The sequence below is a fragment of the Nonomuraea sp. NPDC001636 genome (assembly GCF_040298265.1).
GTDB lineage: Bacteria > Actinomycetota > Actinomycetes > Streptosporangiales > Streptosporangiaceae > Nonomuraea.
In genome coordinates, this window is the sequence record NZ_JBEOZT010000021.1 from 109,116 (window position 1) to 131,617 (window position 22,502).

Here is a 22,502-nt window from a genome sequence, read left to right on the forward strand (position 1 = left end):
CTCCTGCCGGCGACCGAACCGGGCCCCCGCCACGCGGCGGGGGTCAGCCGGCCCCGGGACGGATCAGGCCGGACTCGTAGGCGTGGATGGTCGCGTGCAGCCGGTCGCGCACGCCCAGCTTGGCCAGGATCGCGGCCACGTGATCCTTGACCGTGGCGGGGCTGAGCGCCAGGACGGCGGCGATCTCGGCGTTGGACAGCCCGCGGGCGACGTGCCCGAGCACCTCGCGCTCGCGGGCGGTGAGCCCGTCGGGCCGCGCGGGCGGGCCGGGGTCGGCGGCCGCGGCGAAGCGTTCGAGCAGCCGCCGGGTGATCACCGGGTCGAGCAGCGCGTCGCCGCGCGCGATCACCCGCACCGCGTCCACGACCCGCGCCGGCTCGGCGTCCTTGAGCAGGAACCCGGACGCGCCCGCGCGCAGCGCGCCGAACACGTACTCCTCCAGGCCGAACGTGGTCAGCACGACGATCCGGGTGCCCGGCGTGCCGGCGGTGATGCGGGCGGTGGCGGCGAGCCCGTCGAGGCCGGGCATCCGGACGTCCATGAGCGCCACGTCCGGGCGCAGCTCGGCGGCGAGCGCCACGGCGGACGCACCGTCGGCGGCCTGCCCGACCACGTCGAGGTCGGGTTCGGCGGCCAGCACCGCGGCGATCCCGGCCCGGACCACCGCCTGGTCGTCGACGACGATCACCCTGATCATCTGGGCAACCATACCCGCACGTCGTCCGGGCCGCCGGTGTCGAGCGTCCCGCCGTACCCGTCGGCCAGGGTGTGCAGCCGGCGGCGGGCGCGCCGGGCCGCCGTGCCCTCGACGAGCACGCCGTCGGGCAGGTAGGACACGGTGATCCGGTCCCCGGCCAGCTCCTCGACCGCCCTGAACACGCCCACCTCCAGCTCGGGGGCCAGGCCGCCGGGGTCGCCGACGTGGTGCACGCCCGCCTGCCGCCGCGCGGCCAGCAGCTCCAGCCCGGCGAGCGTCGGCGGGGGGCCGTCGGCTCCGGCGGGGCGGCGCAGCTCGTCCAGCAGCCGCCGGAGCGTGTCGATCGCGGCGCGGGCGGCGTCGCGCACCGCCGCCAGGTCGCCCTTCCCGGCCGCCGCGACGACCGCGTCCGCGTGCCGGGCCGCCGTGCTGCGCAGGCCCTCGACGATCCGCCGGCGTTCGCCGCGCGCCACGTCCGCCAGCCGGCCGGCCAGCAGGTCGCGTTCGGCGGTCGCGGCCGCCCGCCGCCGCGCCCGCCCCCGGGCGACCAGGACGCCCGCCGCCCACGCCGGAGCCGACAGCAGCGCCACGGCCGTGGCGAGCACCGCCCAGGCGGCCGTCCGGTCGCCGGCGATGCCCGGCCCGAGGGCCAGCGCGAGGCCGCCCACCAGGCCGACGGCGAGGATCGCGAGCACCCCCCGGCGCCGGGGGTGGTGGGCGCCGAAGGCGTAGAGCTGGGCCAGCTCCACCCACCACGCCCAGAGGAACAGGTCGCCCGCGGGGGTCGGGGTCAGGCCCGCCATCGCCACCGGATGGATCGACAACATCGCGGCCAGGCTCCACGCGGGCCGCCGCACCCGCCACCACAGAGGCAGGGCGTGCAGGACGAAGAGGGGGCCGAGCACGAGGAACTCGCGCGGCGCCGGAGTGCCTCCCGGCAGCAGGCTCGCCCCCATCGTCAACGCGACGGCGAGCCCGGCCAGCGCCGCGTCCCAGGCCCGCCGCCCGCGCCACCACGACCGCCGGAACGGGGGCGGCCCGGCGGGGGCGGGGAAGACGGCCCGGACCGTCCAGCCGCCGGCGTCCGGGCCCGCCGTGAGCGTGCCGCCGCCGGCCGCCACGGTCGTGGCCAGCCCGGACAGGCCGTGGCCGGTGCCCAGGTCGTCGTGCTCGCGCGCGCCGCCGGAGTCGCGCACCTCGACGGTCAGCCGGCCGGGCTCGCCGAGGACGGCGACGTCCAGCCGGGCGCCGCCGGCGTACCGCGCGGCGTTGGTGAGGCCCTCCTGGACCACCCGGTAGGCGGCCGCCGCGATCTCCGGCGGGGCGGCGGCGGCCGTCCTGCGGTAGCCGATCCGGGCGGGGTCAGCGCCGGGGCCGGGCCAGGCGGCGACCAGGGCGTCGATCGCCGGCAGGTCGCGGACGGCGTCCCGCGCGCCCGCCAGTTCGGCGCGGGCCAGCCGGGCGGCGTCCCCGGCGTGGCGCAGGGCGGACTCCCGCATCGCCGGGTCGGCCACGTGCAGCGCCGACGCCGCGGCCACCGCGATGCCGGTGAGCCGGTGGGCGGCGGTGTCGTGCAGCTCGGCGGCCATCCTGAGGCGCACGGCGTCCGCCACGGCCGCGTCCGCCTGCGCTCGCGCCGCCCGGTGCGCGGCCAGGGCCGCCCGCCGCGTCCGGCCCCGCCGGTGCGCCCGCCCGAACGCCCAGACGACCGCGCCCACGCCGCCCGCCACCAGCGCCACGCCCGCCAGCGCCTGCGGCGGCCAGCCGCGGGCCGCCGCGACGGCCGTCGCCGCCGCCACCAGGGCCGCGGCGACCGCGATCGTGATCCCGGCCGTGCCGCGCACGGCCGCGCCGTACAGGAGGGCGACGCCGACGAGCGCGCACCACAGCAGAACGGAGCTCACGGCGTCAGGCTAGCTGCCGCGGATCGGCCGCGCCCATGCCCGCGTTCGTGCGGGGTTGCGCCGACCTCGCGCGGATCGTCGGCCGCGACTAGCGGCGCACCTTGTACCGCAGGTGCAGCACCCCCTCGCCCTGGACGACCACGTGGGGGTCCGCCAGGAGGTGCCGCCCGGCGACGCGGCCGAAGTAGGGCTTGCCCGAGCCGAACACCACCGGCACGACGTCCATCGCCACCTCCTCCACCAGACCGGCGGCGAGCAGCTGGCCGCCGACGTCGCCGGCGTTCACGCTGACGACCCGGTCCCCGGCGAGCTCCTGGGCGCGGGCGACGGCGGCCGTCACGTCGGCGGCGAAATGGTAGGACGCCTCGGGGTGCCAGCCCTCGGGCTTGGGCCGGTGGGACACCACGACCACGTGCTCACCCGCGGGCGGCCGTCCTTCCCAGCCGTTCACCAGGTCGAACAGGGTGCGGCCCATGATGATCACGCCGACCGACTCCCAGATCGGCCGGACGTACTCCGCCGACGCCTTGGACACCCTGAAGCCGCCGCCCGCGCCGGAATGGTCGTAGTCCTGATCGTCGCCCGGCGTGAGGGGGGTGTCGCCGTTCCAGTACCAGTCGTGCAGGGGGCCGACGTCGTCGTTGCCGTCGGCGATGAAGCCGTCCACCGACACCGAGCTGTTCATGATCACTGCGCCCACGGGGTCTCCTCGGTCCTCGTCAGAAGTACGCCTGTGATCCTGCCGCCTCGCGGGGCTGCCGGGCTTGTAGAAAATCAATCGGCGGGCATCGGGCCGTCGTCCGGCGGGAAGCCCGGCTCGGCGGGGAAGCGGCGCCGCAGGGCCAGGTACTCGGTCGGGGTGTGGCCGGTGAAGTCCTTGAACTCCCTGCTGAAGTGGGCCTGGTCGAAGTAGCCCGCCGTGTGGGCGAGCGCCGTCCAGTCGACCGGGCGCACCGCGTCCACGGACACGATCAGCCGGGCGAAGCGGTAGATCCGGGCCACCCGCTTCGGGGTGACGCCGACATGGGACTTGAACTGCGCCGCCAGGTGGTTGCCGCTCACCCCGGCGGCGTCGGCCAGCGCGCCGACCGGGACCGCGCCGTACGTGGCCGCCAGGCGTCCGCCCGCGTGCCGGACCAGGTCGAGGTTGCGCGACGCCGCCCCCGCGAACCGCGCCCGCAGCTCCTCCTCCACCACCCGCAGGACACCGGCGGCCGAGGCGAGGTCGCCGGCCCGGTCGCGGATCCGGTCCAGGGACCGCTGCCAGAGGGCGTCGGCCGGCACCCACCGGTCGCGCAGCTCGCCCGCCGGCACGCCGACGAACGGCGTCATCCCCCATGGCTTGAAGTGCACCCCGACCAGCCGCACCCGCGCGGGGTACTCGTAGCGGAACCGCCTGGTCCACATCCCCATGAACCAGCCGTCGGCGAACACCGCCGGCGGCACGGAAGGGTCGGAGTCCCACAGGCGGGCGGGGTCGCCCAGGTTGACGAACAGGTGGCCCGACGGCATCGGCGGGACGTTCATCAGCCGGTGCCGCGGCACCCCGGTCAGGCAGTAGATGTCGTCGATGAACCGGTCGAGCGGCGGCGCGGGCACCCGTCCGACGTATTCCATGGGACCAGTGTGGCCGAGGTGATCGGGTCCCTGCACCGAATCTTCACCTCGGGTGCGCATCGGCCGCAAACCGGTCTGCTTCGATGTCGGCGTGACCGATCGGAGCAGGCTCTCGTCCGGGGCCGGGGACGTTCGCTGGGCCTTCGGCTGCGCGTTCCCGGCCGTCGCCGCGATCGCGTGCGCGACCGTGGGCACCTGGTACGAGACCTCCTTGGTGGCGCACGCGCACGTCTACTGCGAGGGTGACCTGAGCGCGGGTGAGGGCTTCGCCGGCACCGGCTGCCCTGGTGGCCTGCGTGGCTGCCCACGTAGGGACGCTCGCCGGGGGCTCGGCGGGCCGGGCCGCGCGCCTAAGGTAGGGGCTTGTGCTCTACGGCAGATCTGCGGAAATCAGCGTTCTCGACGAGGTGATCGCGCGCGCCCGCGACGGCGCCGGCGGCGCGGTGGTGTTGCGCGGCGAGGCGGGGGCGGGCAAGACGGCCCTGCTCGACGCGGCGGCCGCGCGCGGCGGCGCGATGCGGGTGTTGCGGCTCACCGGCGTCGAGTCGGAGTCCGACCTGGCGTTCGCGGCGCTGCACCAGCTCCTGTGGCCGGTGGCCGGTTCGCCCGGCGCGCTCGACGCGCTGCCCGAGCCGCAGCGCCTCGCCGTCCACGCCGCCCTGGGGCTGGCGGCCGGGGGCGCCGGCGACCGGTTCCTGCTGGCGGCCGGCGTGCTCTCGCTGCTGGTCGAGGCCGCCGCGCCGGACGGGCTGGTCTGCGTGGTGGACGACTTCCAGTGGGTCGACCGGGCCTCGGCCGACGCGCTGCTGTTCGCCGCCAGGCGGCTCGCGACCGAACGCGTCGCGATGCTGCTCGCGGTGCGCGGGGACGCCGTGGTCAAGGGCGTGCCGCTGACGGTGGAGGTGCGCGGCCTGGCCGAGACCGCCGCGGACGAGTTGCTGGCGTCCCGCCACGGCGCGCTGCCCGTCCAGGTGCGGCGGGAGCTCGTCACGCTGACCGGCGCGAACCCGCTCGCCCTGCGCGAGATCGCCGCCCGCCTGACGCCCGCCCAGCTCGCCGGACGCGAACCGCTGCCCGACCCGCTGCCCGGCGGCGCCCGGCTGTTCGGCGACCGGGTGGCCGCGTTGTCCGCCGCCGCCCGGCTGGCCGCCCTGGTCGCCGCCGTGGAGGGCGACCTCGACGTGGTCCTGCGCGCCACCGGCCGGCTCCTCGCCGACCGCGCGGAGGCCGGGCGGGCGGCGCTGGCCGAGCTGGAGGAGGGCGGGCTGGCGGAGGTGTCGGGCGCCGGCGTGCGCTTCCGTCATCCGCTGATCCGTTCGGCGGTGCACGAGGCGGCCGCTCCGGCCGAGGTGCGCCGGGTGCACGCCGTCCTGGCGGAGCTGACCGCCGACGACCGCCGCGCCTGGCATCTGGCCGGAGCCGCCCTGGGCCAGGACGAGCAGGTCGCCGCCGCGCTGGTGGCCGCCGCCGGCCGGGCCCGCGACCGCGGCGGGTACGGCGCCGCCGCCACCGCCCTGGCCAGAGCCGCCGAGCTGACCCCCGAGCCGCGCGAACGGGCCGTCCGGCTGAAGGACGCCGCCGTCGCGGCCTGGCTCGGCGGCCGTCCCGGCCAGGCGGAGTCGCTGCTGGCCGAGGCGCGCGAACGGGCCGGCGACGACGTCGCCGTGACCATGGAGATCGCCCAGCTGCGGGGCCGGTTCGAGCTGAACTCGGGCAACGCCGCCGAGGCCGTGCGGATCCTGGCGGCGGGCGACAGCCTGGACATGCTGGCCGACGCCTCCGAGGCGGCCGCGTACGTCGGCGACACCGCGATGATCGTCGAGCTCGGCCGCCGGGCCGCCGCGCACCCGGAGGGCTTCCTGCGGGACACGGTGGCCGGCATCGGCCTGACCCTGGACGGCGACGCCGCCGGGCCCGGCCTGCTGCGCCGGGCGCTGGCGCGGGCCGGCGAGCTGGAGGACCCGGCGGGCCACCTGTGGGCGGCGGCCGCGGCCAGCCAGCTCGGCGAGACGGACCTGGCCGCCGAGCTGAGCGACCGGGCCGGGCAGGTGGCCAGGGTGTCGGGCATGGCCGGGCAGTTGCCGGTCGTGCTGGAGTTCGTGGCGACCGCCGAACGGCTGGCCGGGCGGCTGGCGCGCAGCCAGGCCCTGTCGGAGGAGGGCCTGGAGCTGGCCCGCGAGGCCGGTTACGAGAACACGGTGGCCGCGCACCTGGCCAACCTGGCGGTGGTGGCGGCGCTGCGCGGCGAGGAGGAGGACTGCGAGCGGCAGGCCCGCGCGGCGCTGGCGATCGCCGTCCCCCATCGGGTGGGGCTGCGCGCGGGGGTGGCGGCGTACGCGCGGGCGATGCTCGACCTGTGCCTGGGCCGGCACGCGGCGGCGCGCGACCGGTTCGCGGCCATCGCCGCGGCCGGGCCGGGCACCGGGCATCCGGCGGTCGCCTGGCGGACGACCCCCGACCGCGTCGAGGCCGCCGTCGGAGCGGGCGACGAGGCGGGCGCGCGGGCGGCGCTGGAGGCGTACGAACGGGGGTCGCGGCACGCGGCGACGCCGGAGTCACGCGCGTTGCTGGCCCGCTGCCGCGGCCTGGCCGAGTCGCGCGAGGACGCCTTCGACGAGGCGCTGCGGCTGCACACCAACCCCTTCGAGGCGGCCAGGACGGCCCTGCTGCTGGGCGAGCGGTTGCGGCGCGGGCAACGTCCGGGCGAGGCGCGGGCGCATCTGCGGACGGCGTGGGAGACGTTCGAACGGGCGGGCGCGCGGCCGTGGGCGCGGCGCGCGCAGGAGGAGCTGCGGGCGGCGGGCGAGAGCGGGCAGGCGCCGGCCGCGGCCGTGCTCGACGCGCTGACCCCGCAGGAGTTGCGCATCGCGGGCCTGGTCGCCGACGGGTTGTCGAGCAAGCAGATCGCCGCCCAGCTCTTCCTGAGCCCGCGGACGGTCGAGTACCACCTGTACAAGATCTATCCGAAGCTGGGCATCGGCTCCCGTACTGATCTGGCGCGGCTAGTAGTTCTACAGAAGGCGCCCGTAGCCGGGACGGGCAGGCTGTGAGGCATGCAAAACGTGAACATCTGGAGTGAAGAGTTCGGCGCCGCCACCGACGAGCCGATCCTGCTGATCATGGGTTCGATGTCGCAGGGCGTCCTGTGGCCGGACGAGTTCGTCGGGCTGCTGACCGCGGGCGGCCGCCGGGTGATCCGGTACGACCACCGTGACACCGGCATGTCGGACACGGTCGACTTCGCGGCGCACCCGTACACGTGGGAAGACATCAAGGACGACGTCTACCGGGTGATGGACGCGCACGGCCTGGACAGCGCGCATCTGGTCTGTCACTCGGCGGGCGGGCTGCTGGGGCAGTTCGTCGCGGTGGAGCGGCCGGAGCGGGTGCGGTCGCTGACGGTCATCGGCTCCTCGCCGCTGGGCGGTGCCGAGGGGCAGGTCATCATGCGGGCGCTGCTGGGGCAGCCGCAGCCGGAGGGCAGCCTGCCGGTGCCGCTGCCCGAGTTCGTGGCCTTCTACCAGGCCCTGATCGCGTCGCCGCCGCCGCAGGACCGGCGGGCGGCGATCGAGGGCATGATCGCCGAGCAGCGTCTGCTGCACGGGACCGGGCTGCCGTTCGACGAGGACGCGGCGCGCCGGTTGCAGGAGCGCATCTATGACCGGGCGCGCGACCTGTCGGCGACGGTCAACCACCGGCTGGCGGCGGGCGCCAAGCCCGATTTCGAGCCGGTGGGCGTGCTGCACCAGGTCAAGGCGCCGACGCTGGTGATCGAGGGCACGCACGAGCCGGCCAAGCCGGGTCATGGCGCGCTCATCGCCGAGCAGGTGCCGGGGGCGCGGTTGATGATGGTGGAGGGCATGGGGCACACGCTGCCGCCGCAGGTGCACGAGGAGCTGGCCGCCGCCGTCCTCGCGCACACGGCCCCCCGCGACCGCTGACTGGCGAACTCGCCGATCATGCCCGATGCTGAACCGATGATCAGCATCCCGCCGCGTACGGCCACCGACGCCTACTTCGCCGAGAGGGACGGGTCGAGGCGTCTCGACGTCGTCTTCGACATCGACCTCGGGGAGCTGGTGGAGGGCCACCACGTGGTGGCCCGGGGGCTGGAGCTGTCGGAGGCCGGCGGGGTGCTGCACTACGAGTTCGTCCCCGGGGTCCGGGACGAGGAGGCGGACAGCAAGGGGTCGTTCTTCTGGTACTGGATGCTGTCCGCCGAGGACGACCTCGGCACCGACTACTCCGGCCACAACAATGGCAGCTTCGACCGGGAGGGCGTCAGGGCCGCGCACGGGAGTCGCCAGCTCGGCGGGGTGGTCCCGCGCTCGGCCCGCCGGCTGAGTGTCGGTTTCGAACCCGCCTGGGGGTGGGCGCCGCCGGGGCCGTGGTGCCGGCGGCTGGACGTCGCACTGCCGGACGGCCCCGTCACGGAGGTGCGCACGGGCCCGCGCGAGACCGGCTGACCCCTCCGGCCCGCCGGCGGACGGGTTCCGGAGGTCGCCGCCGGGCCGAACCCGTCGCTGGGGCGGACGATCCGCCGTACCTGGTCGGGGGGCGGGGCTCAGCGGGTGGGGGGCAGGGCGCGGCGCGTCAGTGTGACGTAGAAGTCCGTCCCCGTCCGCAGGACGGCGTCGTTGAAGTCGTACTCCCTGCTGTGCAGCGGGTCGCCGCCCCGGCCGGGTTCGGTGCCGTTGCCGAGGAAGGCGAAGCAGGCCGGTACGGCCCCGGCGAACACGCCGAAGTCCTCGCTCGGCATGACGGGCGCGCAGTCGGGGTCGACGCCGTCCTCGCCGGCGACCGCGACGGCCGCCTCGACCGCCGCGGCGACGCAGGCGGGGTCGTTGACGGTGGGCGCGAACTCGTGGGTGTAGGTGACGGCGCACGTGGCGCCGTGGGCGGCGCCGATGCCCTCGCAGAGCCGCCGGACGCGGTCCTCCAGGAGCGCGGCGACGGCGGGGGCGAAGCTGCGGGTGTCCCCTCTGATGACGACCTCGCCGGGGATGGCGTTGCGCGCGCCGTCGGTGCTGATGTCGGTGCAGGACACCACGGCGGGCAGCGCGGGGTCGACGTTGCGGGCGACGACCGTCTGCAGGGCCAGGACGATCTCCGCGCCCACCACGATGGGGTCGACGACCATGTGCGGGCGGGCGGCGTGCCCGCCGCGGCCCCGGATGCGGATCTCGAAGTTGTCCTCGCCGGCCATGATGCTCCCGGCGCGGGTCAGGAAGTGGCCGGCGGGGGCGCCGGGCCAGTTGTGCAGCCCGTACATGGCCTGGACGGGGAAGCGGGCGAGCAGGCCGTCGTCGAGCATGGCCCGCGCGCCGCGGCCGGGCTCCTCGGCGGGCTGGAAGACGAACCGGACGGTTCCCTCGAAGCCGCCCTCGGCGGCCAGGATGGCGGCGGCGCCGAGCAGCATCGCCATGTGCCCGTCGTGGCCGCAGGCGTGCATGAAGCCGGGGTTGCGGGAGACGTGGGCGTGCGTGCCCGGCTCGTCGAGCGGCAGGCAGTCCATGTCGGCCCGCAGCCCGATGGCCCGGCCGGTGCCGCCCCTGGTCAGCGAGGCGACGACGCCGGTGCCGCCGACGCCGGTGACGACGTCGAGGCCCGCCGCCTCCAGCGCCTCGGCCAGGTAGGCGCTGGTCGCGTGCTCGGCGAAGGCGGGCTCGGGCCGCCGGTGCAGGTCGTGCCGCCAGGCGCGCAGCCGGGCGTCGAGGTCGGTCACGAGCGGGTCCTTCCGTGCCGGTGGGGCACCATGATGGACGCGTCCGGCCGCCCGATCAATGCGGGGAGGGCCGCAGGTGCTCGTCGAGCCAGTTCAGGACCTTGGAGACGAGGCTGACGCGGTTGGCGCGGTGGCGGATCTCGTGGCCTTCGTCCTCGAAGAGCAGCAGGTCGCAGGGCACCCCGCGGGCGCGGGCCGCCCGGAACGCCTGCCGGGCCTCGTGCACCGGCACGTTGGTGTCCTGCGTCCCGTGCACGACCAGGAGCGGGGCGGCCAGCCGGTCGAAGGCGCGCAGCGGGGACAGGGCGTGCAGCAGGTCGCGGTCCGTCTCCGGGTGCCCGTACTCGGACACCGCGGCGGCGGCGATCCACGGTTCGGTACGGGCGTAGAAGGTGGCGAAGTCGGCGATGCCGCTCATGTTCACGCCCGCGCGGAACAGGTGCGGATGGGTGACGAGGGCGGCCAGGGTCAGGTAGCCGCCGTACGACCAGCCCATGCAGGCCAGCCTGGACGGGTCCGCCGCGCCCGTCCGTACCAGCGCGGCGGCGCAGTCGGCGACGTCCTCGACCGCGCGGAAGCGCAGCGCCAGGTCGTCGGCCTGGCGGAAGGCCCGACCGTACCCGCCCGAACCGCGCACGTTGGGCGCCAGCACCCCGATCCCGGCGGCCAGGAGGTTCTGGTAGAGCGGGTTGAAGGTGGGGCGTTCCTGGTCCTCCGGCCCTCCGTGCAGCGACACCACGAACGGCGCGGGCCCCTGGACGTGCACGGGACGGTAGAGCCAGGCGGCCAGCTCCAGCCCGTCGCGGGCCGGGAAGCGCAGCAGCTCGGCGCCGGTGGCGACCGGGAGCCGCCCGGCCCCGGCGGCGTACCGGTACGTCCCGGAGGTCAGGTCGCACAGCAGCACGTGCGAGGGCTCCTCGGGGCTCTCGGCGGCGAGCACCGCCGTGCCGCCGTCCCAGGCGAGGCGGACCGAGGTGACCACATCGGCGGGCGGCGGCGGTAGCGGCCGGACGTGCGCGGCGGGCAGTTCCACGAGGTCCAGGGCCGAGCGGCCGTGCTCGTTCCACAGCAGGACGCCGCGGCGGCCGTCGGCGCTGAGCGCGAACCGGTCCAGCTCGGCGTCCGGCCGCTCGGCCAGCACGACGGGATAGGTGTTGCGCCGCACCGCCAGCAGCGCGGCCCGGTCGCGGCCCGCGTCCGACACCAGGTAGGCGATCTCGCCGTCGGGCGACAGGACCCCCTGGTCGGTCGAGCCGGGCAGGCCGGGCAGCAGGTCGCGCTCGCCGCCCGGCGGGTGACCGGGGACGGCGTCGGCCGCGTACATCCGGCGCAGTCCGCGCGGCCCGCGCCGGAGCAGCATGCGCGCGTGGTCGCGGCTGACCGCGGCCGGCCACAGCAGCTCGCCTGCGGCGATGACCTGGCGGGCGCCGGTGACGGCGTCGGCCAGCTCGGCCCGGGTCAGGCCGGCGGCGGAGGTCTCGGCCACCAGGACCGACTCGCCCCGGCCGGTCCAGCGGACGAGCGCGGCCGACCCGTGCGGCGGGACGGCGAGCGGCCGCAGCTCGCCGCCGTGCGGGCGCACGGTCCACACCTGCGTGTGCTCGCCGCCGTCCGGCGCCACCAGGACCGCCAGATGTTCCCCCGTGGGCCCCCAGCTCACGTCCACGACCGGGTGGTGGCCGGTGTCGACCGGCCACGCGTCGAGGTCCGCGCCGAGCGGCTGGACCCACACCCGGGGCACGCCGTCCTGGTCGCTGACGAAGGCCACGGCGCTGTTGTCGGGCGCCATCGCGGGCCGTCGGCAGTTCCAGGCGTGCAGCGCGGCGGCCGACGGCAGGTGCGACAGGTCGCCGAGGATGTCCGGCATCACATCTGGTGGGCCTGGAGCCACAGTTCGAGCAGGCCGATCTGCCACAGCGTGTTGACGCCGGTCGTCGCCCTGTCGGATTCGGGGTCGGCCAGCAGCCGCCGCACGAACTCAGGACGGAACAGGCCCCGCGCGCGGGCGGCCCCGCTGGTGAGGGCGTCCCGGACGAGGTCGAGCAGGGCCCCTTCGACGTGCCGGACGGCGGGCACCGGGAAGTAGCCCTTCGGCCGGTCGACGATCTGCGCGGGCAGCAGCCGGCGGGCGGCGTCCTTGAGCACGCCCTTGCCGCCGTGGGCCAGTTTGAGCCCGTCGGGGCAGGCGGCGGCCAGCTCGACCAGGTCGTGGTCGAGGAACGGCGTGCGGGCCTCCAGCCCGTGGGCCATGGTCATGTTGTCGACGCGTTTGACCGGGTCGTCGATCAGCATGGCCGTGGTCTCCAGGCGCAGCACGGCGTCGAGCGCGGTGTCGGCGCCCGGCCGCGCCACGTGCTCCCGGACGAAGTCGCCGCTGACGTCCCGGTCCAGCAGGTAGCCGGGGGCCAGGACGCCGGACAGCTCGTCGTGCGGGCGGTCGGCGAACTCCCTGTGGTAGACCTCGGCCGCCTGCTCGCGTGGCACGCCCGCCAGCGGCGGGAACCAGCTGTAACCGGCGAACACCTCGTCGGCGCCCTGGCCCGACTGCACGACCTTCACGTGCCGGGCGACCTCCTGCGACAGCAGGTAGAAGGCGACGCAGTCGTGGCTGGCCATCGGCTCGCTCATGGCGCCCACCGCGCGTTCCAGCCCGTCCAGCAGGCGGTCGCCGGGGATCCGGATGCGGTGGTGGTCGGTGCCGAACCGGCCGGCGACCAGGTCGGAGTAGGCGAACTCGTCCCCCTGCTCGCCGCCGGCCGCCTCGAAGCCGATGCTGAACGTGGTCAGGCCGCTCTGCCCCTCCTCGGCCAGCAGCGCCACGATGAGGCTGGAGTCCAGGCCGCCGGAGAGCAGCACGCCGACCGGCACGTCGGCGACCATCCGGCGGCGCACCGCCGTGCGCAGGGCGTCCAGGACGGCCCGGCGCCACTCCTGCGCGCTCAGCCCCGCGTGCTCGGGCAGGGCGGAGCGGGTGTAGGGCGGGTCCCAGTAGCGGTGGTCGGTGCTCGTGCCGTCCGCCTCGACGACCCGGACGGTGGCCGCCGGCAGCTTGCGCACGCCCGCGAGGATCGTGCGCTCGCCGGGCACGAGCGAGTGGAAGGTCATGTAGTGGTGCAGCGCCACCCGGTCGATGCCGGTGTCCAGGCCGCCGCCCGCGGCCAGCGCGGGCAGCGTCGAGGCGAAGCGCAGGCGGCGGGCGTCGTGGCTGACGTACATGGGCTTGATGCCGAGCCGGTCGCGGCCGAGGACCAGCCGGCCGCTGTCACGCTCGTGGATCGCGAAGGCGAACATGCCCTTGAAGTGGCCGACGCACTCGGCGCCCCACCGGTGGTAGGCCTTGAGCAGCACCTCGGTGTCGGAGGTGGAGTAGAACCGGTAGCCCGCGCCGCGCAGCTCCTCGCGCAGCTCGCGATAGTTGTACAGGCAGCCGTTGAACACCACCGCCAGGCCGAGCCCGGCGTCCACCATCGGCTGGGCCGCCTTCTCCGACAGGTCGATGATCTTGAGCCGCCGGTGGCCCATCGCGACGGCCCCCTGCGCCCACAGGCCGGAGCCGTCCGGCCCGCGGTCGTGCATGGCGTCGGTCATCCGGCCCACCGCCCCGATGTCGGCCTCCGCGCCGTCGAACCTGAACTCGCCGCTCAGCCCGCACATGCCGGCACCCCCGCCGCGCACCCGCCGGCCATCAGGCCGCCGGCCGGCACGAAGGGAGGTCGTGGTCCCCCGTCGGCCGGTCCCACTCGCAGGTGCGGGTCTCGCTGAGCACCAGGTCGACCACGTCCGCCAGGCTGCCCCGCTCGGCGTACGCCGCCCGCTGGCGGGCCGCCGACGTGCCCGTCTGCAGGACCTGCCGGGTCAGCCTGGTCACCAGCTCCCAGTCGCCGGCCGCCTCCAGTTGCGGGCGCAGGCCCGTCACCAGGTCCTCGACCACCTCCTTGGCCGGGCGCGGCACGCCCTCCACCGGATCGACCAGGTCGCCCTCCAGCCCCCACCGGGCCGCCTGCCAGGTCGCCGCGCGGGCCGCCTCCACCTGCACCTCCGGCCCCGGGCCGCGGCGCGCCGCGGCCACCTCCCTGGCCACCAGCGCCCGGAACAGCCCGGCGATCAGCACGACGTCCTCCACCCGGGGACAGGCGTCACAGATGCGCAGCTCCACCGTCGGCACATGTTGCGAGGGCCGGACGTCGAAATAGAGCATCCCCGCGTCGCTGATCACCCCGGACCGGATCAAACCCCGCACCATCTCCTGGTACTCGGCCGCCGAGCCGAACTTGCCGATCGGCCCCGTCGTCGGCCACCGCTGCCACACCAGCGTGCGGTAGCTGGCGTAGCCGGTGTCGGCGCCGTCCCAGAACGGCGAACTGGCGCTGAGTGCCAGCAGCGGCGCCAGCCAGGGCGTCAGCCGGTGCGCCACCGCGACCGCCAGGTCCGGGTCGGGCACCTCCGCGTGCACGTGCGTGCCGCAGATGAGCTGCTCACGGGTCAGCACCTGGAAGTCGCTGAGCATCTTCTCGTATCGCTGGTCGGGGAAGACCTTCACCTCGTCGAGGTCGGCCAGCTGCGGCGTGCCGACCGCCGCGATCCCCAGCCCCAGCTCGTCGGCGGCGGCGATCAGCTTGCGCCGCAGGCGGCACACGTCGCGGGCCAGGTCGTCCAGGGCCAGGAACGGCGCGCTGTTGGCCTCGACCATCGACCGCTGCAGCTCGTGCGTGAAGCTCTCCTCGGGCAGCGCGCTCAGCAGCGCCCCCGCCCGCGCGGTCACCCGGCGTGTGGTCGCGTCGACGATGTGGTACTCCTCCTCCACACCGACCCGGATCGCTCCCCCGGACCCCTCCACGGTCACCACTCCCATCATCAGGCATTCGAAGCCACCCCCTTCTCCCCCGAAAACGGGCTTCAGCACCTCTTGACCTCCACAAATGAAGGTCAGGCCGCAAATGCGGCCTGTCGGAGGCTCAGTGAGAGTGCCGGTGGGGGTCGGCGTGGATGTGGGTGCGCATGCCCTGCGGGTCGAACAGGATGAGCAGCTCGACCGTGCCGCCGTCGGCGCTGCCCAGCCAGTGGGGCATGGACGTGTCGAACTCGGCCGCCTCGCCGACCGGCAGCGTGAGGTCGCGGTCGCCGAGGACGAGCCGCAGGCGTCCGGTGAGGACGTAGAGCCATTCGAAGCCGTCGTGGGTCTGCGGGGCCGGTTCCAGCGGTTCCGGCCGCGCGGGGATGATCATCTTGAACGCGTGGACCCCGCCCGGCCGCCGGGACAGCGGCACGAACGTCATCCCGAACCGGGTGATCGGCTTGAGGTGGATCCGGGGGTCGCCGGTGCGCGGGGCGCCGACCAGGTCGTCGAGCGGGACGTCGTAGACGCGGGCCAGCGGCAGCAGCAGCTCCAGCGTGGCCCGGCGCTGCCCGCTCTCCAGCCGGGACAGCGTGCTCTCCGAGACGCCGGTCGTGGTGGCGAGCTCGGCGAGGGTGATGCCGCGGTGACGACGCAGGGCCCGAAGCCGCGGCCCCACCGCGCCCAGCACCTCGTCCATGTCGTCGTGCACGACGGCCATCTTGCCATAACCGCAAGTTTTCGTGCCAGATCGGCGGGCTGCTGGTGGGATTGAGCCCGCACTGATCGACGGCAGCACCGGCCGTCGACCCCGCCACTCTCCTCAGGACAGGACCACATGACCACCGCTCCACGGCCGTCGCCGGGCCGTCTCGCCCGATCCGCGCGCACGGCGGCGACCGTCGCGCTCGCCCTCCTGCTCGCGCTCGGCGCCGCGGCCTGTTCGCCGCCCGCCGCCGCTCCCCCGCCCGCCGCCTCCTACGCCACCGCCACCCAGGACGATCCGCGCTTCGGCACGACGTTCCGGCACGAGTTCGCCGACGTGGACGGCGTGCGCATGCACTACGTGAAGGGCGGGACCGGCACGCCGGTGGTGCTGATCCACGGCTGGCCCCAGACCTGGTACGGCTGGTGGCCGATCATGCCGGACCTGGCCCGGCACCACACCGTCTACGCCGTGGACCTGCCGGGGCTGGGCGACAGCGAAGGCTCGCCCACCGGCTACGACAAGGCCACGCTGGCCCGGTACGTGCACCAGCTGATCGCCGGGCGGCTCGGGATCCGGGACGCCGCCGTCGTCGGCCACGACTTCGGCGCCGCGGTGGCGTTCCAGTACGCCAGCCGGTTCCCCGCCGACACCGCCCGCCTCGGCTACCTGGACCTGCCGCTGCCCGGCCCGGCCGTCGACGCGGCCACGTACCGGTCGCTGAGCTGGCACATCGCCTTCCACTCCCAGCGCCGGGTGCCCGAGGCGGTGGTGGGCGACGACGTCCGCGAGTACCTGGCGTTGTTCTACCCCCAGGTCTCCTACGGCGGAACGGCGTTCGGCGGCACCTCGCAGCGGTCCCCGTTCACCGACGCCGAGATCACCGAGTACGCCCGCACCTACAGCCGGCCGCAGGCCCTGTCGGGCGGCTTCGAGCTCTACCGCGCCCTGGACCAGGACGTGCGCGACACGAAGGCGGCGGCGCCGGTACGCGTCCCGGCGCTGCTCATGACCGCCCAGGGGCAGCTCGACGCGATCCGGGCCACGGTGTCACCGCGCCTGACCAGGATCGTCCGCGCGGTGGACGTCCCGCGCGCCGGGCACTGGCTCGTCGAGGAGAACCCCGGTTTCGTCACCGCGGAGCTGGAGCGGTTCCTCGACGGCTGACCCGGCCGACGACCAGGACGGCGGGTCCACCCGCTCCAGCTTGCTCCAGCCGCTCCAGCCCCGCCGGCGCAGCAGCTCGATCAGCCGGCGGGCGGGCGGGACGGCGTCGAACGCCAGGGCGTCCATCAACCGGACGAACTGCGGCTCCACGTCGAGGTCGTCGGCGTAGCCCTCGTCCCGCGCGCCGGTCAGCCGCGTGAGGCAGGCGGCCAGCTCACCGGCCAGCTCCGCCAGCCGCGGGTCGTCGGCGGGCCGGGTGAGTGCCTGGCCCAGGATGCGGAAGAAGCGGACGAAGTCCGGGTCGTCGAGCTGGTCCCGTTTGCGGGCCATCCACTCCGGCACGCGGCCGGGCGAGTGCGCGGCCAGCAGGATCCAGCCGTCGCGTTCGGCCTGGACGATGCGGTCGTCCACGCCGAGTGCCCGCAGCCGGTCGAGGTAGCCGACCACCTCCGGCGGCAGCGCCAGGCCGTCCCCTGCGGCCAGCCGGGCGATCCGCTCCCGGTGGCGCTGCCGCCGCCGGATCTCGGCGCGCAGCCGCCGGTCGATGTCGGCGAGCGCGGCGGCGAACTCCTCCTCGCCGGCCCGCAGCAGCTCCCGCACCCGCGCGAGCGGCACCCCGGCCTCGGCGAGGGTCCGGATCCTGATCAGCTCGACCGCGGCGGCGGCGTCGTACCTGCGGTAGCCGTGGCGGTCGCGCTCGGGCTCGGGCAGCAGTCCCTTGGCGTGGTAGTGCCGCACCGCCCGCACGGTCACCCCCGCGTACGCGGCCAGTTCGCCGATGGTCAGCATGGGACCAGCCTTCCAGAGGCCATCAAGAAGCCGCCTGCCGGATGATCCGGGCGATCTCGGCGGCGTGCGTGAAGACCAGCCCGTGGTCGGCGTCGAGCCACGTCGTGGCGATCCGCGGCTGCCGCCGGACGAGCCGCTCGATCCCGGCCCGCCAGTTGCGGTTGAACCGCGCGGCGGGCCCGCCGCTCTCGCCCGCCATCGAGGTCGACATGATCATGCTGATCGGCCCGTCGATCATGGGGTATCGGGACAGGAGGTCGGACCGGACCACGTCGATCTCGACGTTCAGGTCGAGGATCTGCCGCGCGGTGAGCAGCACCTGGCGCGGGGTGCCGCGGCGGCTCTGCTGCTGCGCGGCCAGCTCCTCCCACATCGCGCGGAACGCCGGCAGGACGTCCTCGGTGAGGAACGGCTCGGGCACCGGGTTCGCCCCGTCGATCAGGACGAGCCCGGCGACGCTCCCGGGATGCCGGGCGGCGTGGTGCACGGCCAGGTCGGCCCCCAGCGAGTACCCCACGAGCACGGGCGCCTCGCCGAGGCCGAGCCGGCCCACCCGGGCCATCACGGCGTCCAGGTCGCCGAGGAACGCCTCGAAGGAGTACCGGTCCGCGGCCGGGGTGCGGCCGTGGCCGCGCAGGTCGAAGGTCACCACGTCGTGGTCGCGCCGCAGCAGCTCGATCAGCTCGCCGAGGTCGGCCTGGGTCGCGTTCAGCCCGGGGCACAGCACCAGCGGGCGGCCCCGTCCGCCGCGGGACAGCGGGATCGTGAGGCCGTCGTGGTGGGCGGTCAGCTCGCCGGACGGTGGGCGGTTCGTACTGGTCGCAGAGGTCATGCCCCCATGCTTGGACATTGACCCTGCGTCAGGGGAAGAGCGCCGCACACGGCCCCGGGCGCGAGTTCTCCCGGTTCGGCACGATCCTGCTAGCCTGATCGCCGTTTCTGCCGGAAGGCGGGAGCCGAGACGATCGTGTGCCCCGGCCGCGGCGAGCCGCTCGGCCCGCGCCGCCATGAAGTCTGGGGCCGACTGACGATGAGCGCGGAAGAGGACTTCCTGCAGGTCGGCGCCGAGCTGGCCGACCTGGGGGTGCGGGTCTCCAGGATGATGGGACGCCCGGCGCTCAAGGACCAGGCGGGCAAGGTGTTCGCCAGCCTGCAGCGTGACGGCGCGATGGTGTTCCGGCTGGTCAGGGACACCGCTGAGCACGCGGCCGCGCTGGAGCTGGCCGGGGCGCGCCTGTTCGATCCCTCGGGCGAGGGCAGGGTGGTCAAGGACTGGGTGGTCGTGCCGCACTCCTCGGCCGGGAAGTGGACGGATCTGGCCGAGGCCGCCCTCAGCCGGCCCCGCTGACCGGCGCCCCAACGACGAGGGCGACCGGCGCCTCATCTCCCAGGCCCAGCCCGCCGTGAGCAGCACGACGGAAGTGATCACGATCGACGGGATCACCCAGATCCGGTCGCCCCGCTCGACGTCGGCCACGGCCAGGAGCACGGCGACGCCGCCGAAGGCGAGCGCCACGGCGCCGATCCCGGCGAGCAACGCGGCGGCGCCCCCGGCGACCGCGACGGTCGTACCCGCGGGGATCCCGGCGGACGGCAGGACCTTGGTGCGGTCATCGGCATCGGCCGGGACCGGCTGCTGCTCGCCGAGCAGGGCCAGCGCCTCCTCGACGGTCGGCCTGCCGGGCGGCTCCTTGTCGAGCAGCCGGGCGGCTCGTTGTCGAGCAGCCGGGCGATGAGCGCCGCGAGCAGCCCGGCGTCCAGCCGGTAACGCCCGCCGACCAGGTGACCACGCTCCGCCGATGTCATGACCATCCATCCTCTTGCCCTGAATGTCGCCCTCACGTGGCGCGCAGCGTTCCCGTATGCTGTACGGTACGTCGTACGACACGAGGAGGAGCAGCATGTACCAGCCGAGCGCCGAGGAACTGAAGGACATCGACGACTGGTTCGCCGCCTACGACGCGCTGGCCGAGGAGGGCGCGATCGAGCAGCTCGCCGACCTGGCGGTCTTCCCGATGAACGTGGCCACCGACGTGCCCGGCGGCCACGCGAGCGTCCGCCAGTGGACGCGGGCCGAGTACGTCGAGGGCATGAAGCAGGCCATGGGCGGCGGCACCGCCGGGCTCGACCTGCGCTCGACGCGCACCCCGCGCTTCGTCAGCCAGAACCTGGTGGTCGTGGAGACCGAGGCGACGATGACGATCGAGGGCGAGGAGCACCGCATGCACTACGCCGACCTGCTGGTGCGCACCGGGGACGGGTGGGCGTTCCAGACCATGGTCCAGGGCGGCTGGGGGCACGGCTGGCCGTCCGCCAGGCGCGGCTGACCCCGCCGTCCCCGGTCAGGGCGCGGCTCCGGCGCACGTGACCGGGGGCTACCGGACAGGGCGCGGCTCCGGCGCACCTTGACCGGCCGCTACCGGACGCCGCCGCGGGTCATCCGCGCGGCGGCGCCCCGGAGCACCCCGGGAACCAGCCGGCGATGGATCGCCGACAGGGGCGGCCACACGACGCGCCCGAGGCCCCGGTCATAACGCAGGAGGGTGGTCAGCGACACCCGCCCGTCCGCCACCCGGACGACGAGGTTGGCGGTCAGGAACCAGGAGGCGGTCTCCAGCCGGATCCAGTCGTCGCCACGTGCGGTGATCCGCCACCCGGCCACGGTGGCGGACGATCGGCCGCGGGCGAGCCGGAGCCCCAGGAGGCCCCGCCAGATCAGCCGCTCCCCCGGACTGGGCACGTCGCCGAACATCGCCCGCGCCCACTGCTCCGCCGTCGCCCCGGCATCGGCGGCGCGGGCGGTCACGGTGAGGGCGAAGTGGTCGGCGTAGTCGACGACGGGCAACGAGCTCAGCGCGCGGACGGACGGCGGGATGCCGCCCGTCCCGACGGCGGACTCCAGGACGCCCGCGTCGCGCTCCCGCCAGGCGCGCTCCAGCCGCCGGACGAAGGCCGGCAGGACGAGGGTCCGGCGGAACGGCAGGATGGCGGCCATGTAGCACCGTCCCAGCAGTCCGTTGGGGCGCACGAGGACGGCCATGCGCAGCTCGCGCCCGCCGGCGACCGGCGCCCACGCCAGGTGCATCACCGCGTGCACGGTGCGGTTCGCCAGCTCCAGCGCGCATTCGTCGTCCAGCGCGTAGACCGGGGAGAAGGGCGCCAGGCCGGCGTCGGAGCCGTGCGGGGCCCGGCGCAGGTCGGCGGGCAGGCGGTCGCACAACGACGGGACGCGCCTTCCGACACCCGCCGACGCCCTGTCCCAGCCGAACAGCGCGCCCAGTTTCCAGCGCGCCGCGAGCAGCAGCCGCAGTGGCAGGGGGCCGCCGCTGGAGTCGCGCATCGCGGCGAGCACGGCGGGGAAGTCATCCCGTCCGGCGCCGGGGGTGCGGATCACCCAGACGTCCTCCAGCTGGAAATCTCCGGCGATGTCGTGGATGCGCCAGGGCCGGCCGGTGTGGGCGGCGTTCGCCAGCCTCATGATCCCTCCCGATCTATACGCTGCCGTATATACTGAGGTTAACCACGGTTATACGGTGGCGTATACATCTGTTCCGAGTGAGGTGGCACACACTGTGGGCGCGGTCCGTACGACACGGGAGGGGTGGATCGAGGAGGGATTGCGGGCGCTGGCCGCCGGCGGCCCCGATGCGGTGCGCGTGGAGGCGCTGGCCAAGCGGCTCGGCGTCACCAAGGGCGGGTTCTACGGGTACTTCGCCGACCGGGAGGCGCTGCTCGGGGCGATGCTGGACACCTGGGAGCGGGAGAGCACCGACGAGGTGATCGAGCGCGTCGAACGCGAGGGCGGCGACCCGCGGACCAAGATCAGGCGCGCCGGCGTGCTCACCTTCTCCGACGACCGCCTGCTGCCCATCGACCTCGCCGTCCGCGACTGGGCCAGGCGCGACGAGGCGGTCGCCGAACGCCTGCGACGGGTGGACAACCGGCGCATGGCGCTGCTGCGCGAGATGATCGGCAGCTTCTGCGCCGACCCCGAGGAGGTCGAGGCCCGCAGCCTCCTGGCCTTCTGCGTGGCGATCGGCGAACACTTCCTGGCCGCCGACCACGGCGGCCGCACCCGGGCGCAGGTGCTCGCCCGGGCGGCCGCCCTGCTGCTCGACAAGGCAGACGACAAGGCAGACGACAAGGCGGAAGCCTAGCCGGACCCGGCGGAAGCGCCGCGTCTCCGCGCCCCCGGGACGCGCGGGCCAGAATGGCCCCCATGACGACCATGCCCGAGAACCGGGTCTCGGATTCGCCCGAGAGCAACGCCTACGACGCGATCGCCGAAGGTTACACCGCCGAGAACGAGACCAGCCTGGTGAACGCGTACTACGAGCGGCCCGCGATGCTGGAGCTGGCCGGGGACGTGACCGGCCGGCGCGTCCTCGACGCCGGCTGCGGCTCGGGCCCCCTGTTCGCCGAGCTGCGCGATCGGGGCGCCGTCGTGACCGGCGTCGACGCGAGCGCCGGGATGCTGGAGCAGGCCCGGCGGCGGCTGGGCGCCGACGCGGACCTGCGGGTCGCCGACCTGGCCGACCCGCTGCCCTTCCCCGACGACGCCTTCGACGACGTCATCGCGTCGCTGGTGCTGCACTACCTGGAGGACTGGGGGCCGGCGCTGGCCGAGCTGCGACGCGTGCTGCGGCCCGGCGGCCGGCTCCTCGTCTCGGTCGAGCACCCCCTCGTCATCACCCTCATGCAGCACCAGGCCGGGGAGAAGCCCGATTACTTCGGAACCCGCAACCGGGTCGAGGAATGGACCATGGGCGGGCAGACCAGCCGGCTGAGCTTCTGGGACCGGCCGCTGCACGCGATGACCGAAGCCTTCACCGCGGCGGGCTTCCGCATCAGCGTGATCAGCGAACCGCCGTACGCGCCGGAGGCCCGCGAGCTGTTCCCCGAGGAGCTCCGCGAGATCTCCGGCGCGAGGTTCCTGTGCTTCCTGTTCTTCGTCCTGGAAGCCGGCTGAGGCGCCCGGCGTCAGGACGTCCCGCGCAGCTCCCGGAGGCCGCCGAAGCAGGCGCTTGACTTACCACCGCGCGCGTCGGTTACTGGACATGACA

At 75.1% G+C, this 22,502-nt stretch carries 21 protein-coding genes; 9 read left to right on the plus strand and 12 right to left on the minus strand.

Going from position 1 to position 22,502, the window contains the following annotated elements; genetic code table 11:
• Positions 1-43: 43 nt before the first annotated feature.
• The 4 genes from ABT158_RS33060 to ABT158_RS33075 all read right to left on the minus strand — a co-directional run bounded on the left by ABT158_RS33060 (position 44) and on the right by ABT158_RS33075 (position 4,218).
• Complete coding sequence (locus ABT158_RS33060) at positions 44-697, minus strand: response regulator (RefSeq protein ID WP_352360181.1); 654 nt, start codon at positions 695-697, stop codon at positions 44-46.
• Positions 694-2,601, minus strand: coding sequence for a sensor histidine kinase (locus tag ABT158_RS33065; protein WP_352360183.1), 1,908 nt, complete (start codon positions 2,599-2,601; stop codon positions 694-696). The genes ABT158_RS33060 and ABT158_RS33065 overlap by 4 nt, the downstream gene beginning before the upstream one ends.
• Positions 2,602-2,689: 88 nt before the next feature.
• Positions 2,690-3,301 (minus strand): dihydrofolate reductase family protein, encoded by a 612-nt coding sequence (locus ABT158_RS33070; RefSeq protein ID WP_352360185.1) that lies wholly within the window; start codon positions 3,299-3,301, stop codon positions 2,690-2,692.
• A 74-nt stretch (positions 3,302-3,375) separates the two neighbouring features.
• Positions 3,376-4,218 carry a helix-turn-helix domain-containing protein gene (locus tag ABT158_RS33075; protein WP_352360187.1) on the minus strand — a complete coding sequence of 281 codons (843 nt, stop codon included), beginning with the start codon at positions 4,216-4,218 and terminating at the stop codon, positions 3,376-3,378.
• A gap of 365 nt (positions 4,219-4,583) precedes the next feature.
• Here ABT158_RS33075 and ABT158_RS33080 point away from each other — a divergent pair, with 365 nt between their 5' ends.
• The 3 genes from ABT158_RS33080 to ABT158_RS33090 are packed head-to-tail and all read left to right on the plus strand — an operon-like array spanning position 4,584 to position 8,684.
• The gene (locus ABT158_RS33080; RefSeq protein WP_352360189.1) at positions 4,584-7,268 is read left to right on the plus strand and encodes a helix-turn-helix transcriptional regulator; all 2,685 of its coding nucleotides are present in this window, start codon (positions 4,584-4,586) and stop codon (positions 7,266-7,268) included.
• A gap of 3 nt (positions 7,269-7,271) precedes the next feature.
• Positions 7,272-8,159 carry an alpha/beta hydrolase gene (locus ABT158_RS33085; RefSeq protein ID WP_352360191.1) on the plus strand — a complete coding sequence of 296 codons (888 nt, stop codon included), beginning with the start codon at positions 7,272-7,274 and terminating at the stop codon, positions 8,157-8,159.
• A 36-nt stretch (positions 8,160-8,195) separates the two neighbouring features.
• Positions 8,196-8,684, plus strand: a complete 489-nt coding sequence (locus ABT158_RS33090; protein ID WP_352360193.1) for a hypothetical protein — start codon at positions 8,196-8,198, stop codon at positions 8,682-8,684.
• A 98-nt stretch (positions 8,685-8,782) separates the two neighbouring features.
• On the opposite strand, the gene ABT158_RS33095 is transcribed toward ABT158_RS33090, so the two are convergent.
• Genes ABT158_RS33095 through ABT158_RS33115 form a run of 5 tightly spaced genes read right to left on the minus strand, consistent with a single transcriptional unit; the run spans position 8,783 to position 15,498 of the window.
• Positions 8,783-9,943: an amidohydrolase gene (locus ABT158_RS33095; protein ID WP_352360195.1), complete on the minus strand. Its 1,161-nt coding sequence runs from the start codon at positions 9,941-9,943 to the stop codon at positions 8,783-8,785.
• A gap of 55 nt (positions 9,944-9,998) precedes the next feature.
• Complete coding sequence (locus tag ABT158_RS33100; protein ID WP_352360197.1) at positions 9,999-11,810, minus strand: S9 family peptidase; 1,812 nt, start codon at positions 11,808-11,810, stop codon at positions 9,999-10,001.
• Positions 11,810-13,597, minus strand: coding sequence for an N-acetylglutaminylglutamine amidotransferase (locus tag ABT158_RS33105; protein ID WP_352360199.1), 1,788 nt, complete (start codon positions 13,595-13,597; stop codon positions 11,810-11,812). Before ABT158_RS33105 ends, ABT158_RS33100 begins: the two co-directional genes overlap by 1 nt.
• Positions 13,598-13,628: 31 nt before the next feature.
• The gene (locus ABT158_RS33110; protein ID WP_352360201.1) at positions 13,629-14,846 is read right to left on the minus strand and encodes a carboxylate-amine ligase; all 1,218 of its coding nucleotides are present in this window, start codon (positions 14,844-14,846) and stop codon (positions 13,629-13,631) included.
• Positions 14,847-14,898: 52 nt separating this feature from the next.
• Complete coding sequence (locus tag ABT158_RS33115; RefSeq protein WP_387680668.1) at positions 14,899-15,498, minus strand: helix-turn-helix domain-containing protein; 600 nt, start codon at positions 15,496-15,498, stop codon at positions 14,899-14,901.
• A gap of 117 nt (positions 15,499-15,615) precedes the next feature.
• On the opposite strand from ABT158_RS33115, the gene ABT158_RS33120 reads away from it, so the two are divergent.
• Complete coding sequence (locus ABT158_RS33120) at positions 15,616-16,650, plus strand: alpha/beta fold hydrolase (RefSeq protein ID WP_352360205.1); 1,035 nt, start codon at positions 15,616-15,618, stop codon at positions 16,648-16,650.
• Here ABT158_RS33120 and ABT158_RS33125 read toward each other — a convergent pair.
• Both ABT158_RS33125 and ABT158_RS33130 read right to left on the minus strand, forming a co-directional pair.
• Positions 16,534-17,439 (minus strand): MerR family transcriptional regulator, encoded by a 906-nt coding sequence (locus ABT158_RS33125; RefSeq protein WP_352360207.1) that lies wholly within the window; start codon positions 17,437-17,439, stop codon positions 16,534-16,536. The two genes, ABT158_RS33120 and ABT158_RS33125, sit on opposite strands and share 117 nt — an antisense overlap.
• Positions 17,440-17,461: 22 nt before the next feature.
• Positions 17,462-18,271 carry an alpha/beta fold hydrolase gene (locus ABT158_RS33130; protein ID WP_352360209.1) on the minus strand — a complete coding sequence of 270 codons (810 nt, stop codon included), beginning with the start codon at positions 18,269-18,271 and terminating at the stop codon, positions 17,462-17,464.
• Between the two features lie 198 nt (positions 18,272-18,469).
• Here ABT158_RS33130 and ABT158_RS33135 point away from each other — a divergent pair, with 198 nt between their 5' ends.
• The 3 genes from ABT158_RS33135 to ABT158_RS33145 all read left to right on the plus strand — a co-directional run bounded on the left by ABT158_RS33135 (position 18,470) and on the right by ABT158_RS33145 (position 19,766).
• The gene (locus ABT158_RS33135) at positions 18,470-18,787 is read left to right on the plus strand and encodes a hypothetical protein (protein ID WP_352360211.1); all 318 of its coding nucleotides are present in this window, start codon (positions 18,470-18,472) and stop codon (positions 18,785-18,787) included.
• A gap of 55 nt (positions 18,788-18,842) precedes the next feature.
• Positions 18,843-19,175 (plus strand): hypothetical protein, encoded by a 333-nt coding sequence (locus tag ABT158_RS33140; RefSeq protein WP_352360213.1) that lies wholly within the window; start codon positions 18,843-18,845, stop codon positions 19,173-19,175.
• Positions 19,176-19,340: 165 nt separating this feature from the next.
• Positions 19,341-19,766: a nuclear transport factor 2 family protein gene (locus ABT158_RS33145; protein WP_352360215.1), complete on the plus strand. Its 426-nt coding sequence runs from the start codon at positions 19,341-19,343 to the stop codon at positions 19,764-19,766.
• Positions 19,767-19,855: 89 nt separating this feature from the next.
• Here the strand turns inward: ABT158_RS33145 and ABT158_RS33150 are convergent, their stop codons facing one another.
• Positions 19,856-20,917 (minus strand): DUF2867 domain-containing protein, encoded by a 1,062-nt coding sequence (locus ABT158_RS33150; protein ID WP_352360217.1) that lies wholly within the window; start codon positions 20,915-20,917, stop codon positions 19,856-19,858.
• 82 nt (positions 20,918-20,999) lie between these two features.
• On the opposite strand from ABT158_RS33150, the gene ABT158_RS33155 reads away from it, so the two are divergent.
• Complete coding sequence (locus ABT158_RS33155) at positions 21,000-21,596, plus strand: TetR/AcrR family transcriptional regulator (RefSeq protein ID WP_352360219.1); 597 nt, start codon at positions 21,000-21,002, stop codon at positions 21,594-21,596.
• A 53-nt stretch (positions 21,597-21,649) separates the two neighbouring features.
• Positions 21,650-22,408 (plus strand): class I SAM-dependent methyltransferase, encoded by a 759-nt coding sequence (locus ABT158_RS33160; RefSeq protein ID WP_352360221.1) that lies wholly within the window; start codon positions 21,650-21,652, stop codon positions 22,406-22,408.
• Positions 22,409-22,502 lie beyond the last annotated feature (94 nt).